Genomic DNA, 14,103 nt, shown 5'->3' with positions numbered 1-14,103 from the left:
TTCATACCGCACCCGGTGCCACCGCCGCGAGCACGGCACACGACGAACTGCGGCCGCCGACACTGATCCGCACCCCGCCGTCGGCGTAGCTGCGCACCCGCAGGCGAGTGCGGCCGAACACCTCACGCCACGGCGTCGCGCGGGCTGGCAGATAGACGAAGTTGGCGTGACTGTCGGTGCTGTAGACGCCCATCGCCCGCAACCGCGCCCGCAGATAGCGCCCTTCCGCACAGATCGTTCGAATGCGCTGCTGCAGTTCAGCTTCCGCGTCGTAGGAGGCGGCCACGCCGACCAGTCCGGTGGTACCGATGCCGAACGGGATCTGCATCGTCCACAGGCTGCGGGCCAGCTCCGGTGCGCAGAAGCCGTAGCCGATGCGCAGGCCCGCGAGCCCGTAGGCCTTCGAGAACGTTCGCAGCACCACGACGTTCGGGTGCCGGGCCACCAGTGCGGGGGCGTCGATCCGGTGCTGGGGCGCCAGGAACTCGACGTACGCCTCGTCCAGCACGACGACGGTGTCCGAGGGCACGCGCGCCAGGAAGTCTTCGACGTCGGCGGCCGCTTCCACCGTGCCGGTCGGATTGTGCGGACGGCACAGCACGACGACGCGAGCACGCTGCGCCGCCTCGGCCATCGCGTTCAGGTCGTGCCTGCCGTGTGCGTCGAGTGCCACCGGTACCGATCGCAGTCGCGCCATCTGCGCGAAGATCGGGTAGCCGTCGAACGTCGGGGCCGCCATCACGACCGCGTCGCCGGGGCTGGTGACCGCGTGCAGCACCTGAACCATCACGCCGGTCGCCCCCGCACCGACCACCACCTGCGCGTCGCCGACTCCGACGCGCGCCGCGATCAGCGACCGCAACCGGTCGGGCAGGAACTCCGGGTAGCGGTTCGCGGTGTCGAGCGAGGCGGCCAGCGCGGCGCGCACCGACGGCAGCGGGGGGAACGGATTCTCGTTGAGCGACAACGCGAACGGGTCCACCGCGGGAGTCAGGGCGTCGACGGCGTGAGCGGTGGCGTGACTCCCCGTCATGCGATGCGTCCTCCCCACCTGACCGCCGCGGCCCCGGCGAAGTCACCGGCGTGCGCGAACGCCGCCATCATCACGACGTCGCCCTTCGCCAGCGCGCCCGAACCGATCGCCCGGTCCAGGTTCACCGGGATGCCCGCGGCGAACAGGTTGCCGCAGTCGTCGAACGTGTCGACGTGGCGTGCGTCGGGCAGTTCCAGCGCCTCGCGCCAGTTGCGCAGGAACACCCGGTTGGGCTGATTGGTCACCAACAGGTCGAGATCCTTTGGCGCGACGCCGATTCGGTCGCACACCGCGTACGCGACCTCGGGCACCTGGCGGTTGCCGCGGGCCAGCACCTTGGTGATCTTGCCCTCGGTGAACCCGATGTAACCCTCCCCCGGTCCGGCCTGCCACCACTTGCGCGGCGGGTCGATCGCGATGGTCATGTCACCGGCGTACTCGCCGTAGGTGCGGCACTCGACGTCGAGGATCGGCGACTCGTCCGATGCGGTCACCAGCCCGACCGCCGCGCCGTCCCCCGGTACCGCCGCCTGCGCCTTGCGCCGAACGCTCGGCTGCTCGAACACCTGGCCCGCCGCGTTCTGCACCACCGCCAACAGCGCGGTGCGGCCCTCCCCCGCCGCGATGAGGGTGCGAGCCAGCTTGAGCCCCAACACGAATGCCGCGCAGCCGCCGTTGTGCAGGTCGATCACCGTGCCGGGCCGCATGCCGAGGCGGTGTGCGATGGCACCCCCGCTGCCGTAGAACGGCACGTCCGGCAGCTGGGTGTGGGTGATCAGCACGTCGACGCCGGCGAGCACATCGGCGCCGTGGCGGTCGACGAGGCCCGCCGCGGCACGCTCCACCATGTCGACCGAGGTCTCGTCGTCGGCCACGTGATGGCGTCGCCGCGGAGCGCGGAACATCAGGTTGTCGCGCAGGTCGTCGGACTCGGCGAACCGGGCGTAGTAGTCCGCCTCGACCGGCGGGCCCGGCAGGTAGGTCGAGACGTCGATGAGGCTGACCACGATGCGCTCCTCAGCTCATCCAGGCCGGTGTCACCGGCAGTCCGTTGCGGTGCCGGTACTCGGCGATCGCCTTGAGGTTGCGCAGTTCCAGCAGGTGCCCCGCGCCGAACATGTCCCAGAAGTCGCCGACCCACACCGGCCGTTGCGGCGGGGCGGTCTCGGGGTACGGGTTCTCGTCGTAGAACGGGTGGTGGCAGTTCGTCCACAGCACCACCGATCCCGGCTTGTCGAGGACGAGTTGGGCGTCGACCACGCGCATCAGGTAGATCATCCAGAGGTGCCTGCCCTGATCCCACGCGCAGTGGTAGTCGACGGTGCGTGCCTCGCGGTTCGCGACGGTGCGAGTGTAGATCTCGGTGTCCGAGCCGAGCCGGTCGTAGGCCAGCCACAGCCCGGCGTCGTCCGTCGGGGTGAAGCCTCGCAGGCTGTAGGTCCACTCCTCGAGGCTGCGCGTGTCGGCGAGCCAGCCGAACAGGTCGTCGGGTGGGCAGTCGACGTAGTCGTTGACGGTGCAGTACTCGCCGAAGACCTGGTCGTGCGGGTACACCGACCGCATCATCTCCATGATGATCGGCGTGGCGCGCTCCCGCGGCGAGGTTTCGATGCGGACGAGACCGTCCAGCGGCGCGGTGATGTCGTCAAGTGCGGGCAGCGACACGGTGGGCCTCCTTGGTGGTAGTGGTGAGAAATGCTGCGAAGGGCGGGATCTCGTCGGCGGAGCAGTCGACGCTGATGACGGCGGGACCGTCGTGGGCCAGCGCCGCACGCAGCGCGGTCCGCATCGATTCGACGTCGGCGACGTCGCTGGACGGCAGACCGGGGAACATCGCGGCGAGGCCGGCGCCGAGCCGGCTGGTGGTGAAGCGGTTACGGCTGTCGAGGCCGCCGTAGAACAGTCGCTCGCGGGTCACGCACATCGCGTGCGCGTTGTTGTTGAACAGCACCACGGTCAGCGGCAGCCCGTACTGAACGGCGGTGTGGATCTCCATCCCGTGCATGAAGAACGACCCGTCACCGGCCAGCACCACCGTTCGGCGCCCGCGCGCGAAGCACATGCCGATGGCGGCACCGAAGCTGAAGCCCATGCCACCCATCCCGAGTGCGACGACGAAGCGCCCGTCGCGGCGTGCCGGCAGGAGGTGAATCGCCGCGGCGCCGCTGTTCCCCGCGTCGACCACCACGTCCGCGTCACCCGGCAGTTCCTCGTCGAGCACGGTCATCGCATCGCCGTAGCGCACGCCGGGGCCGTCGTGCGTCGGTGGCTGTAACGCGTTGTGCGACATGGCTACCGGTTCGCTTCGCGGCCGGTCCCGCAGCTGGTCGGTCAGCTGCGCAAGCGACCGTCGCAGGTCGTCGGAGTGCACGTGCACCGCCGGCACGAACGGCGTCTCCGCTCCGATCGACAGCGTCGGGGTCGACGTCCGCGCGTGCTCGATGCCCACCCGCGTGGTGACGGGCAGCCGGGTGCCGACCAGCAGGCACACCTCGCAGTCCCCGATGGCGTCACCCACGTCCGGGTGACCCATCACCCCCGCGACGGGTGCATCGGGGCTGACGTCCCTGGCGTCGGGGGCCGCGATGACAGCGGCGCCGAGCACGTCGCGCAGGGCCTCGAACTCGGCACGGGCGTCGTCGCGGGCGACCTGGGCTCCGGCGATGATCACGACCCGGCCAGGTGTGCGGCCGAGCAGATCGGCGACCGGCCGCGGGTCGGGGGTGCGGCGGTGGCTCGGTACGGACACCGTCCTCGACACGCGGATCTCGCTCTGCTGCACGTCCTTCGGTAACAGCAGCACCGCCGGGCCACCCTGCCGGGCGGCCACCAGCGCCTCGGCCAGCAGGGTGCCGATATCGGCCGGGTTCTCGACCCGCCTGCAGTACACCGAGACCGCCGAGAAGAGCCGCAGCGCATCGAGCGAGCCACCGCGACCGCTGGTGTCCTGAAACCCGCCCTGGCCGTCCAGCGCGGTGGGCGACTGGCCTATCAGGGCCAGCACCGGAATTCGACTGGAGTACGACTCCCCCAGCCCCGCAATGAGATTGAGCGCACCGCCGCCCGAGGTGGCGGCCACCACGCCGACTTCCGCACCCGCTCGGCTGTACCCGTCGGCCATCGTGGCGGCGGCGAACTCGTGCTTGGCGAGGACGCCGGTGATGTCGGGATGGCTTCGCAGCGCGTCGAAGAGGTCCTCGATGTTCGCGCCGTCGACGCCGAACACGAAACCGATTCCACGACTTGCGAGTTGGTCGACTATGTAGTCGACCGCCCGACTCCTGCTGGCCATACCGGTGACACGATGCGGGCGGCACCGGGGTTCACCTGCCCGGTGAACTCACAGCGTCCGCTCGAGCAGCACCTTCCCGGTGTCGGCCGACACCAGCTGCACCGACGCGATGTCGGCGATCGGCGTCGGCGTGTTGCCGCTGGGCAGCGCCGTGGCCCCGGACATTCCCAGCCAGGTGGCGATCTGCGCGCGACGGCCGTCGCGATCGACGACGACCATGCCGAGATTGCTCGGCGGCGGACCGCCGCCACCCGACCAGTCGCCGTACGAGCACGCCATGTCGATGCGCGTGCCCCAGGCGAAGCTGTTCAGCGCCACGGTGGCGCTGAACGGCGTCTCGACGAGCTCGGTCATCGGAAGTTCCTGCGCGGTGGACTGCGTCGTCGCGCCGCTCTGCAGGCCGACGAGTTCCGGCCGAATCGCGATCACCAACCCGGTGGCGAGCACGGCCGCGGCCATGCTGACGACCACCGTGGTCAGCAGCCGCGCACGGCGGCGGCGCCACCGCACCCTGTCGAGCACCTGCTGGCGCAGCTCGGGACGCAACGGCGGCGGCTCCTGTTCGCTCGTCAGCGCCTCCACGTCGGCGGTGTCGAGCATCGCCAGCAGCGCCGGCATGCCGCTGAGGTCGGCCACGGCGGTGCGGCACCGGTCGCACATCTCCAGGTGCGCCTCGTACTCGCGCCGTTCGGCGCTGGACAGCGAGCCCAGGACGTACGCGGCGTCCCACGTCACGTACCGGTCTCCAGACGGCATCATCGTGTCACCCCCATCTCCTGCAGGTTGAGCCGCAACGCGCGGACCGCGTAGTGCAACCGCGATTTCACGGTGCCCTCGGCGATCTGCAGATCAGCCGCGATCTGCGCGACGCTGAGACCCTTGTAGTACGCGCGGAGAACGACGGCGCGGTGGTCGGCGGACAGCTCACTCATCGCGGTGCCGAGCAGCAGCCGGTCCAGGGCGCCGTCGACCTCGTCGGGTCCCGCGCGGTCGGCGATGGCCTCCACCTCGGCGGTGCCCGTCTCGTTGCGCCATCGCGCGCTGCGGCGTTCGTCGATGATGAGGTTGCGGGCCACCGTGAACAGCCAGGCGCGCGCGGGCCGATCGGTGTCGGCGCTCACCTCCGGATGCCGCCAGGCACGCAGCAGTGTCTCCTGGACGACGTCCTCGGCGCGTGCCGCGTCACCGGTGAGCCGCATGACGTAGCGCCATAGTGCGCCGGCGTGCTCGTCGTAGAGCACCCGCATCATGGCGGCCTCGTGATCGTCCATTCCCAACCTCCGCTGGTTAACACGCTGCGGACCGCTGAGCGGTTCAGTCGGACGTCAGATCACGCAGGAAGCGTCAGAATGCGCGGCCCGTCCTCGGTTGCGGCAACGGTGTGCTCCCAGTGCGCGGCGCGGCTGCCGTCGGACGTGACGACGGTCCACTCGTCGGCGAGCACCTTGGTGTTGACGGTGCCGAGCGTGAGCATCGGCTCGATGGCCAGCACCGAACCGGGTGCCAGGTACGGCCCGCGGCCGGGAGCACCCTCGTTGGCCAGGAACGGGTCCATGTGCATCTGCCTGCCGATGCCGTGGCCGCCGTAGCCTGCGACGATGCCGTACGTGCGGCCGTGCGCCTCCTCGGCGTCGTGGGTCCCGGTCTCGATGGCGTGCGAGACGTCGGTGAGCCGGTTGCCCGGCACCATCGCGGCGATGCCCGCCTCCATCGAGAGCCGGGTCGCCTCGGACAGCAACTCGTCGGCGGGGATCAGCGGGCCGACACCGAACGTGAACGCCGAGTCACCGTGCCAGTCGTCGAGGATCGCGCCGCAGTCGATGGACACCAGGTCGCCCGAGGCGAGGATCTCGTCGGCCGTCGGGATGCCGTGCACGACGCGGTCGTTGACCGACGAGCAGATGCTGGCGGGGAACCCGTGATAGCCGAGGAACGACGGGATGCCGCCCCCGTCCCGGATGACGGCTTCGGCGACGCGATCGAGATCGAGCGTCGAGACACCCGGTGCCGCCGCAGCGCGCACCGCCTGCAAGGCGGCCGCGACCAGCGCCCCGGCCGCCGCCATGGCGTCGAGTTCACCAGGGGTCCGCTGCGGAACGACCTTGCGACTACGCAGCCCCGGCAGGCCGATCATTACTTGCCGAGAGCCTGCAGTGCTCGCGCGAACACCTCGTCGAGGCTGCCGATGGCGTCAACCGTCTTCAGCTCTGCCGAGTAGTAGTCGAGCAGCGGAGCGGTCTCGTCGCGGTAGACCTTCATGCGGTTGAGGATGACGTCCTCGGTGTCGTCGGCCCGGCCGCGCGACTTCAACCGCGTCAGCAACTCGTCCTCGGAGACCCGGAACTCGACGACCGCGTCGAGCTTGAGGCTGCGCTTGGCGAGCATGTCGCGCAGTGCTTCGGCCTGCTCGACCGAGCGCGGGTACCCGTCGAGGATGAATCCCTCCGCCGCGTCGGCGTTGTCGAGCCGGTCGTCGACGAGCGCATTGGTGAGCGTGGCGGGGACGAGGTCGCCCGCGTCGAGGTACTTCTTGGCCTCGAGGCCGAGCTCGGTCTCGTTGGTGATGTTGTACCGGAACAGGTCGCCCGTCGAGATGTGCGGGATCTGCAGCTTCTCGGCCAGCTTCTCCGCCTGGGTGCCCTTGCCCGCGCCGGGCGGGCCAAGCAAAACGATTCTCACTTGAGGAACCCTTCGTAATTGCGCTGCATGAGCTGGCTCTCGATCTGCTTCACGGTGTCGAGTCCGACGCCGATCATGATGAGCACCGCAGTGCCACCGAACGGCAGGTTCTGCACCGAGCCGGTGTTGCCGATCTCGAGGAAGAGGTTCGGCAGCACGGCGATCACACCGAGGTAGATCGATCCGGGAAGCGTAATGCGACTGAGCACGTAGCGCAGATAGTCGGCGGTGGGCTTACCGGGTCGGATGCCGGGGATGAAGCCACCGAACTTCTTCATCTCGTCGGCGCGCTCGTCGGGGTTGAACGTGATCGACACGTAGAAGTACGTGAAGAAGATGATCAACCCGAAGTAGATCGCGATGTAGGCGGGGCTGGCCGGGTTAGTCAGGTAGTTCGCGACGAATTTCGACCACCAGCCGTTGGCGGCGTCCGGGCTACCGCTGGTGATCAGCTGGGTGATCAGGTGCGGGATGTAGATCAGCGACGACGCGAAGATCACCGGGATGACGCCGGCCTGGTTGACCTTGAGCGGCAGGTAGGTCGACGTGCCGCCGTACATGCGGCGGCCCACCATGCGCTTGGCGTACTGCACCGGGATGCGGCGCTGGCCCTGCTCGACGAACACGACGCCGATGATGATGATCAGCGCGGCGACGCAGACCGCGGCGAAGACGGGGCCGCCGCGGCTGTCGAGGATGGTCTTGCCCTCGGCCGGGATGCGGGCGGCGATGCCCGCGAAGATCAGCAGCGACATACCGTTGCCGATGCCGCGCTCGGTGACGAGCTCACCCATCCACATGACGAGCGCGGCGCCCGCGGTCAGCACCAGCACGATGACGACGAGGGTGAAGATGCCCGAGTCCTGGATGATGTCCAGCGAGCAGCCCTGCAGCAGGCCGCCGTTGGCCGCGAGCGCGACGATCGAGGTGGCCTGCAGGATCGCCAGCGCGATCGACAGGTACCGCGTGTACTGCGTCATCTTGGCCTGGCCGGACTGGCCTTCCTTGCGCAGCTGTTCGAAGCGCGGGATGACGACGGTGAGCAGCTGCACGATGATGCTCGCGGTGATGTACGGCATTACGCCGACCGCGAACACCGACAGCTGCAGCAGGGCGCCACCGGAGAACAGGTTGATCAGCGAGTAGATCTGCGCCGAGTCGCCGCCCTGCACCTGTTCGATGCATTTCTGCACGTTGGGGTAGTTGACACCGGGAGACGGCACCGAGGCGCCGACGCGGTACAGGATGACGATGCCAAGCGTGAAGAGGATCTTGCGCCTGAGGTCGGCCGTCCGCAACGACGAGATGAAAGCCGAAAGCACTCTTCCTCCTGCGCAGCCGGGAGCGGCATGCCTACGGGGCTGTTACCAGCGTTTGGTTAAGTCGTGCGCGTTCCGCGTACCAGGTCGCGGAGCATTCCCGCAGCCAGCGACGTCGCGCGTCGAACAGTCTACGAGAGTAACAGTCAGGAGCAGAATCACCGCCCACCCGTGCGGTCAGGAACGGGCGTACAGTCGGCCGAAGTCATTACATCACCTAACTATTGATCGGGGACCGCGATGACGCGTTCGGACTCGGATAGCTGGGATCTGGCGTCGAGTGTGGGCGCGACGGCCACCATGGTCGCGGCGGCGCGCGCCCTCGCCTCCCGCGAGCCGGACGCGCTGATCAGCGACCCCTACGCCGAGGGTCTGGTCCGCGCGGTCGGCATCGACTTCTTCACCAAGCTCGTCGACGGGACCCTCGACGTCGGGGACGCCGACGACAGCGGGGTGGCCCGCCTGATGACGACGATCATGGCGGTGCGCACGCGGTTCTTCGACGACTTCTTCCTGAACGCCTCGAGGGACGGTGTCCAGCAGTCGGTGATCCTGGCCTCGGGTCTGGACTCCCGCGCCTACCGGCTGCCCTGGCCGGACGGCGCGACGGTCTTCGAACTGGATCAGCCTCAGGTCATCGAGGCCAAGACCGCTGCGATGACGCACCTGGGTGCGCATCCGACGTGCGATCGGCGGATCGTCGCGGTGGATCTGCGCGACGACTGGCCCGCTGCGCTGCGCAGCGCGGGCTTCGATCCGGCACTGCCGACGGCGTGGAGCACCGAGGGACTGCTCGTCTACCTCCCGCCCGAGGCGCAGGACAGGCTGTTCGACGACATCACCGCCATGTCCGCGCCGGGTAGCGCGCTGGCGACGGAATACCACCCCGACGGCGGCGCGAGCATGAGCGAGCGCGCGGCCGCCGTCAGCGACGCGTGGGGCGACCACGGCTTCCGCGTCAACCTCCCCGACCTCTTCTACGCCGGTGAGCGACGCGCCGTCGCCGACTACCTCACCGAGCACGGGTGGCGGGTGACGACCGCACCCCGATCCGAGATGTTCGCGCGCTACAACCGCGACTTCCCCGAGAACGATTTGCTGGCGCCGATGCGCGAATCGTTGGCCGTGACGGCCACACTGAGTTGAGGAGCTCACCGAATGACGAACACCGACACCCGGTTCGACGGGGACAGCTGGGATCTGGCCACCAGCGTGGGAGCAACGGCGACGGCGGTCGCCGCGTCTCGCGCCATCGCATCGCAGGGGCCGGATGCATTACTCGACGACCGATTCGCCGAGCCACTGGTCCGCGCCGTCGGCATCCAGCACTTCGTCGACCTCATCGAGGGCAGGGTCGGAACTGACGACCCGGTGCTCAACAGGCGCGCGATGAGCGAGCAGATGACGGTACGCACCCGGTTCTTCGACGACTTCTTCACCGCTGCAACCGAAGCCGGCATCCGGCAGGCGGTCATCCTCGCCGCCGGACTGGATACCCGCGCCTACCGCCTGCCCTGGCCCACGGGCACCACGGTGTTCGAACTCGACCAGCCCGAGGTGATCACCTTCAAGTCGAACACGCTCGCCGAACTGGGCGCCGAACCGTCGGCGCAGCGGCGCACCGTCGCGATCGACCTGCGCGACGACTGGCCCGCCGCCCTGACCGCCGCGGGCTTCGACGCGAGCCGACCGACGGCGTGGATCGCCGAGGGGCTGTTGATCTACCTGCCGCCCGCAGCGCAGGACAAGCTGCTCGACGACGTGACGGCACTGTCCGCGCCGGGCAGCCGGATCGCCACCGAGCAGATGGACATGTCGAGCCTTCCGGACGACTGGGCGGACAAGCTCACCGAGCGGTCGCGCCGCATCGGCTCGAGCATCAACCTCGCCGACCTGTTCTACGCGGGCGAGCGGAATACGGCCGCCGACTACTTGGCCGCGAAGGGGTGGCGTACGGAACTGCTCACGACCGAGCAGGCCTTCGCCGCGCAGGGGTTCCGACCCGACGATGAGATGCTGGCGTTCGAGGGCTCCAACTCCGGGTACCTCGCCGCGACGCTGACGTAGCGAGGGAACTATGGACAGAACGAGCAGAAGTCCCGGTGACAGTTGGGATCTCGCGTCGAGCGTCGGCGCGACGGCGACCATGGTGGCGGGGCAGCGCGTCCTCGCTCACCGCGAGGGGCTCATCGACGATCCGTTCGCCGAGCCGCTGGTGCGGGCGGTCGGCGTGGACTTCGTCAACCGGATCCTCGATGGTGAGGTCGCGTTCGAAGACGTCGACCCGTCGTTCACTGTGCGGCTGGCAGCCGAGAGCATGGCGGTCCGCACCCGGTTCTTCGACCAGTTGTTCCTGGACGCGGCGGCGGCGGGCGTACGCCAGGCGGTGATCCTCGCCGCGGGTCTGGACGCGCGCTCCTACCGGCTGCCGTGGCCGCAGGGCACCGTCGTCTACGAGGTCGACCAGCCCGAAGTCATCGCCTTCAAAACCCGGACGCTGGCCGGATTGGGCGCCGCGCCCCGCGTCACCCATCGCGTCGTCGCCGTCGATCTGCGCGAGGACTGGCCGAAGGCACTGCGTGACAACGGCTTCGACCCCTCCCAGCCGACGGCGTGGATCGCCGAGGGGCTTTTGATCTACCTGCCGTCGGACGCCCAGGACAAGCTCTTCGACGCCATCACCACCCTCTCGGCGCCCGGTAGCCGACTGGCGACCGAGCGGGTGCACGACGTGGCGACGTTCGTCGGCGGCAGGCCCAGGGAGATCACGGACAAGATGCGCGAGCTCGGCTCGACCATCGACATGGAGCAGCTCGTCTTCACGGGTGAGCGCACCAACGTCGTCGACCACCTCGGTGGGCTCGGCTGGACGGTCACCGAGATCGACGCCCGAGCCGCACACGCGGACAACGGTTTCGAGTTCCCTGACAACGAACTGACCGCCTCGTTCGGCGACCTGAGCTACGTCAGCGCAGTGCTGGGCTGACGCCTCAGGTGGCGACGGCGTCGGCCAGCCGGCCGGCCAGTTGCGAGCGCGAGCGGATACCGAGCTTGCGGTAGGCGTTGCTGAGGTTGCTCTCCACGGTCTTGACCGACACGTGCAACTCGACGGCGATCTCCTTGTTGGACAGCCCGGCCGCCGCCCGCTCGGCGACGCGCCGCTCCCCCGGTGTCAGGTCCACGCCGTCCGTGCGACCCACGACGGTGCGGGACAGCTCGTCCCTGGCCCGCTGCGCCCACAGTGCGGCACCCATCCGATCGAACGCCGCGACCGCCTCGTTCAGGGTCTGGGCCGCACCCTTCTGCCTACTCCTGCGGAGCAGTTCGCCCAACACGACCTGTGTCCGCGCCAGCTCGAACGGCATCGACAGGCGCTGGTGCTCGACCACGGCCAGTCGCGCGGCCGCCAGCGCCCCCGGCAGATCCCCGTCGGCCGCGAGAACGATTGCGCGACACCGTGCCCCAACGGCGAGCATCCACGGGCGGTCCAGCCTCGCACCGTTGTCCTCGAGCGCTGCCACCAGCGGTTCGGCCTCGTCCGCGCGGCCGACCGCCACCAGCGCCTCGACCGCGTCGGGGATGAACGTCGCGGTGCTCAGCTCGGTACCGGTCGGCGTCGTGGGAAACCGCACGATGAAGTCACGCAGGATGTTCAGCGCCGCAGGGTAATTGCCCAGCGACGTCTCGAGGAACCCGAGCATCATCGTCGGCCACTCCCCGACCCGTCGCGCACCGGACAGTTCCGCCGCCTCGAGAGCGAGGCCGCCGTAGATGCGCGCCTCGTCGACGCGGCCGCGATACGCCGCCATGACCGTTCGGGCGGTCTGCGCCATGACGGTCGGCTGTTCCCCGCCGACATCTTCGGCCCGTTCGACGATGTCCCGGACGACCGCCTCGGCGTGGTCGAAGTTGCCGCTCCACAGTTCGATCTGAAGAGTCGGGATGGCGACGTGGAGCAGGTCGGACTCCGCGCCGCGCTCCTCGCTGCGGCGGCGAACGTCGGCGATCTGCGCCCGCGCAGCGACGAGATCACCCTTCCAGGCGAGCAGTTGCGCGTTGCTCGCGCTGGCCCGGAACGCGATGGGCACGTTCAGGCCGTGATCCTCCATCGCGAGCGCCCTGGCGTTGGCCGCCTCGTCGACGCCGTTGCCGCAGACGCAGTTGGCCATCACCCACATGGTGAGCACCTGGCTGGTCAGCGGTGGGATGCCGAGTTGCTCGGCCTCGGCGACGGCGAGTTCCGCGTTGTGCAGCGACTCCTCGAACGCGCCGTCGGCCAGCTGCGTGAGCGACAGCATCTGCAGAGTCTGCACCTGCAGCAGCGGGTTCTCGGCGGCGTGCGGCAACGCGGCCGTGAGATGACCGATCGCCTCGAGGTACCGGTTGGCGTGAACACACAGGCCGGCAAGGAGATTCAGGGCGGCGGCGCGCATGGTGCCCGGCGGCATGGTGTCGATCGCCGGCTCCAGCATGGCGCGTCCGGCGATCGCATCACCCGCGGCGAGCAGGCTGGCCGCGGCGCGGAACCGACGCATCGGGGTGTCGCCGCCGCGCTGAATGGCCAGCTCGAAGAGTTCCGCGGCGGCGGCGGGCGCACCACGCGCCGTCGCCGCTTCCGCCGCCGCGTCGAGTGCCTTGAGCGTGTCGGGGTCGGTGCTCACAGTGGCGAGAGCCAGATGCCGCGCCTTGAGCTCGGGGTGGGTTTCGACGCCCGCCAGCGCGCGGTGCATGCGCCGCCGGTCCGCCGCACTGGCTTGGGTGTACACCCCGTGGGCCAGCAGCGGGTGCTCGAAGCGGATGTGGTTGCCGTCGAGGGTCACCACGCCGTCGTTCTCCGCGAACTCGAGGGTCTCCACCACGTCGTAGATCGCCTGGTCGATGGCGGCCGCCACGACGTCCACCGTCGGATCGGCCACGCAGGACGCCGCGAGAAGCGCCTCCCGTACGTCGGAGCTGAGTGGGGCGAGCCGCAGCCGCATGACCTCCGAGAGCGTCGCCGACAGCGTCTCCCGGCCGGTGCCGCCGCCGGAGTCCACGATCGACCGCGCCAGTTCAATGGCGAAAAACGGGTTGCCGCCGGAGATCTCGTGGATCCGGGTCATCGTCGACTTCGCGAACGAGCGGCCGAGACGTTTCTGGACCACGGCGTGCAGCGTGCCGAAGGGCATCGGGCGCACGAGCAGCGACGCCAGACCGGCCGACATCTGCAGCCACGTGTGCGTGCTGCCGTGGCTCACGCCGCCGGTGCGTTCGGTGACCAGGATTCCGATGCCGCCCTTGAGCCGTCGCGCCGCGAAGCCGATCACCGCGCGGGTGGACGCGTCGAGCCACTGCACGTCGTCGATCGCGATCAGCAACGGGCCCTGCTCTGCCATCGACCCCACGATCGACGTGAAGGCCGCAGCGGTCACGCGCTGGTCGGTGGCCAGCCCGTCCGACCGGTCGTTGAGCAACACGCGGTCCACGGCGATGCGCTGGACCGCGGAGAGTCCGTCGATCAGCGCGGGATCGGCGTCGGCGAGCAGATCCGCGACGACCGCGTAGGCCAGCACGGACTCGGCCTGCACGGCGCGCGCGGAGAGCACGCGGAAACCCCGCTCCCTGGCCTGCTCGACGACGGTCGACCAGAGCGTGGTCTTGCCGATGCCCATCGCGCCCTCGATGACCAAGCCGACGGGGCTGAACGTCGCACGGGTCAGGAAATCGTGGGCATCAAGCGATGCGACGTCCCCCACCCTTCCCCCTCCCCTCCTACGCCCCCATCATGTCAGCTAACTCAC

The 14,103-nt window shown here is 69.4% G+C and carries 13 protein-coding genes; 3 read left to right on the top strand and 10 right to left on the bottom strand.

The window, feature by feature from the left end; genetic code table 11:
• Position 1: 1 nt before the first annotated feature.
• The 9 genes from NM203_RS24955 to secY are packed head-to-tail and all read right to left on the bottom strand — an operon-like array spanning position 2 to position 8,326.
• A complete protein-coding gene (locus tag NM203_RS24955; RefSeq protein WP_255063273.1) occupies positions 2–1,033 on the bottom strand; it encodes a pyridoxal phosphate-dependent aminotransferase in 1,032 nt (343 codons plus the stop codon).
• Entirely contained in the window at positions 1,030–2,043 is a 1,014-nt protein-coding gene (locus NM203_RS24950; RefSeq protein WP_255063372.1) for a 3-oxoacyl-ACP synthase III family protein, read from the bottom strand. Before NM203_RS24950 ends, NM203_RS24955 begins: the two co-directional genes overlap by 4 nt.
• 7 nt (positions 2,044–2,050) lie before the next feature.
• Complete coding sequence (locus NM203_RS24945; RefSeq protein WP_255063272.1) at positions 2,051–2,698, bottom strand: SRPBCC family protein; 648 nt, start codon at positions 2,696–2,698, stop codon at positions 2,051–2,053.
• Positions 2,679–4,325, bottom strand: coding sequence for a thiamine pyrophosphate-binding protein (locus tag NM203_RS24940; protein ID WP_255063271.1), 1,647 nt, complete (start codon positions 4,323–4,325; stop codon positions 2,679–2,681). The genes NM203_RS24945 and NM203_RS24940 overlap by 20 nt, the downstream gene beginning before the upstream one ends.
• 48 nt (positions 4,326–4,373) lie before the next feature.
• Complete coding sequence (locus NM203_RS24935; protein ID WP_255063371.1) at positions 4,374–5,081, bottom strand: anti-sigma factor family protein; 708 nt, start codon at positions 5,079–5,081, stop codon at positions 4,374–4,376.
• Positions 5,081–5,596: a sigma-70 family RNA polymerase sigma factor gene (locus tag NM203_RS24930; RefSeq protein ID WP_255063270.1), complete on the bottom strand. Its 516-nt coding sequence runs from the start codon at positions 5,594–5,596 to the stop codon at positions 5,081–5,083. The genes NM203_RS24935 and NM203_RS24930 overlap by 1 nt, the downstream gene beginning before the upstream one ends.
• A gap of 59 nt (positions 5,597–5,655) precedes the next feature.
• Positions 5,656–6,459: a type I methionyl aminopeptidase gene (map, locus tag NM203_RS24925; protein WP_255063269.1), complete on the bottom strand. Its 804-nt coding sequence runs from the start codon at positions 6,457–6,459 to the stop codon at positions 5,656–5,658.
• A complete protein-coding gene (locus tag NM203_RS24920; protein WP_255063268.1) occupies positions 6,459–7,004 on the bottom strand; it encodes an adenylate kinase in 546 nt (181 codons plus the stop codon). Before NM203_RS24920 ends, map begins: the two co-directional genes overlap by 1 nt.
• Positions 7,001–8,326 (bottom strand): preprotein translocase subunit SecY, encoded by a 1,326-nt coding sequence (gene secY, locus NM203_RS24915; protein WP_255063267.1) that lies wholly within the window; start codon positions 8,324–8,326, stop codon positions 7,001–7,003. The genes NM203_RS24920 and secY overlap by 4 nt, the downstream gene beginning before the upstream one ends.
• Positions 8,327–8,563: 237 nt before the next feature.
• Between secY and NM203_RS24910 the strand changes: the two genes are divergently transcribed.
• Genes NM203_RS24910 through NM203_RS24900 form a run of 3 tightly spaced genes read left to right on the top strand, consistent with a single transcriptional unit; the run spans position 8,564 to position 11,309 of the window.
• On the top strand, positions 8,564–9,469 hold the full coding sequence (locus tag NM203_RS24910; RefSeq protein WP_255063266.1) for a class I SAM-dependent methyltransferase: 906 nt from the start codon (positions 8,564–8,566) through the stop codon (positions 9,467–9,469).
• Positions 9,470–9,481: 12 nt separating this feature from the next.
• Complete coding sequence (locus NM203_RS24905; protein ID WP_255063265.1) at positions 9,482–10,390, top strand: class I SAM-dependent methyltransferase; 909 nt, start codon at positions 9,482–9,484, stop codon at positions 10,388–10,390.
• 10 nt (positions 10,391–10,400) lie between these two features.
• Positions 10,401–11,309 (top strand): SAM-dependent methyltransferase, encoded by a 909-nt coding sequence (locus NM203_RS24900; protein ID WP_255063264.1) that lies wholly within the window; start codon positions 10,401–10,403, stop codon positions 11,307–11,309.
• Positions 11,310–11,313: 4 nt separating this feature from the next.
• On the opposite strand, the gene NM203_RS24895 is transcribed toward NM203_RS24900, so the two are convergent.
• Positions 11,314–14,058 carry an ATP-binding protein gene (locus tag NM203_RS24895; RefSeq protein WP_255063263.1) on the bottom strand — a complete coding sequence of 915 codons (2,745 nt, stop codon included), beginning with the start codon at positions 14,056–14,058 and terminating at the stop codon, positions 11,314–11,316.
• Positions 14,059–14,103 lie beyond the last annotated feature (45 nt).

It is taken from the genome of Mycolicibacterium arenosum (assembly GCF_024320865.1).
In the GTDB taxonomy this organism is placed as follows: domain Bacteria; phylum Actinomycetota; class Actinomycetes; order Mycobacteriales; family Mycobacteriaceae; genus Mycobacterium; species Mycobacterium arenosum.
The sequence above is the reverse complement of the archived record's forward strand: the minus strand, read 5'-3'. Positions and strand labels throughout refer to the sequence as shown.

Coding starts and splice junctions, on each gene's coding strand:
- NM203_RS24955 (WP_255063273.1), bottom strand. CDS start 1,033: ATGACGGGGAGTCACGCCACCGCTCACGCCGTCGACGCCCTGACTCCC.
- NM203_RS24940 (WP_255063271.1), bottom strand. CDS start 4,325: ATGGCCAGCAGGAGTCGGGCGGTCGACTACATAGTCGACCAACTCGCA.
- NM203_RS24935 (WP_255063371.1), bottom strand. CDS start 5,081: ATGCCGTCTGGAGACCGGTACGTGACGTGGGACGCCGCGTACGTCCTG.
- NM203_RS24930 (WP_255063270.1), bottom strand. CDS start 5,596: ATGGACGATCACGAGGCCGCCATGATGCGGGTGCTCTACGACGAGCAC.
- map (WP_255063269.1), bottom strand. CDS start 6,459: ATGATCGGCCTGCCGGGGCTGCGTAGTCGCAAGGTCGTTCCGCAGCGG.
- NM203_RS24910 (WP_255063266.1), top strand. CDS start 8,564: ATGACGCGTTCGGACTCGGATAGCTGGGATCTGGCGTCGAGTGTGGGC.
- NM203_RS24905 (WP_255063265.1), top strand. CDS start 9,482: ATGACGAACACCGACACCCGGTTCGACGGGGACAGCTGGGATCTGGCC.
- NM203_RS24900 (WP_255063264.1), top strand. CDS start 10,401: ATGGACAGAACGAGCAGAAGTCCCGGTGACAGTTGGGATCTCGCGTCG.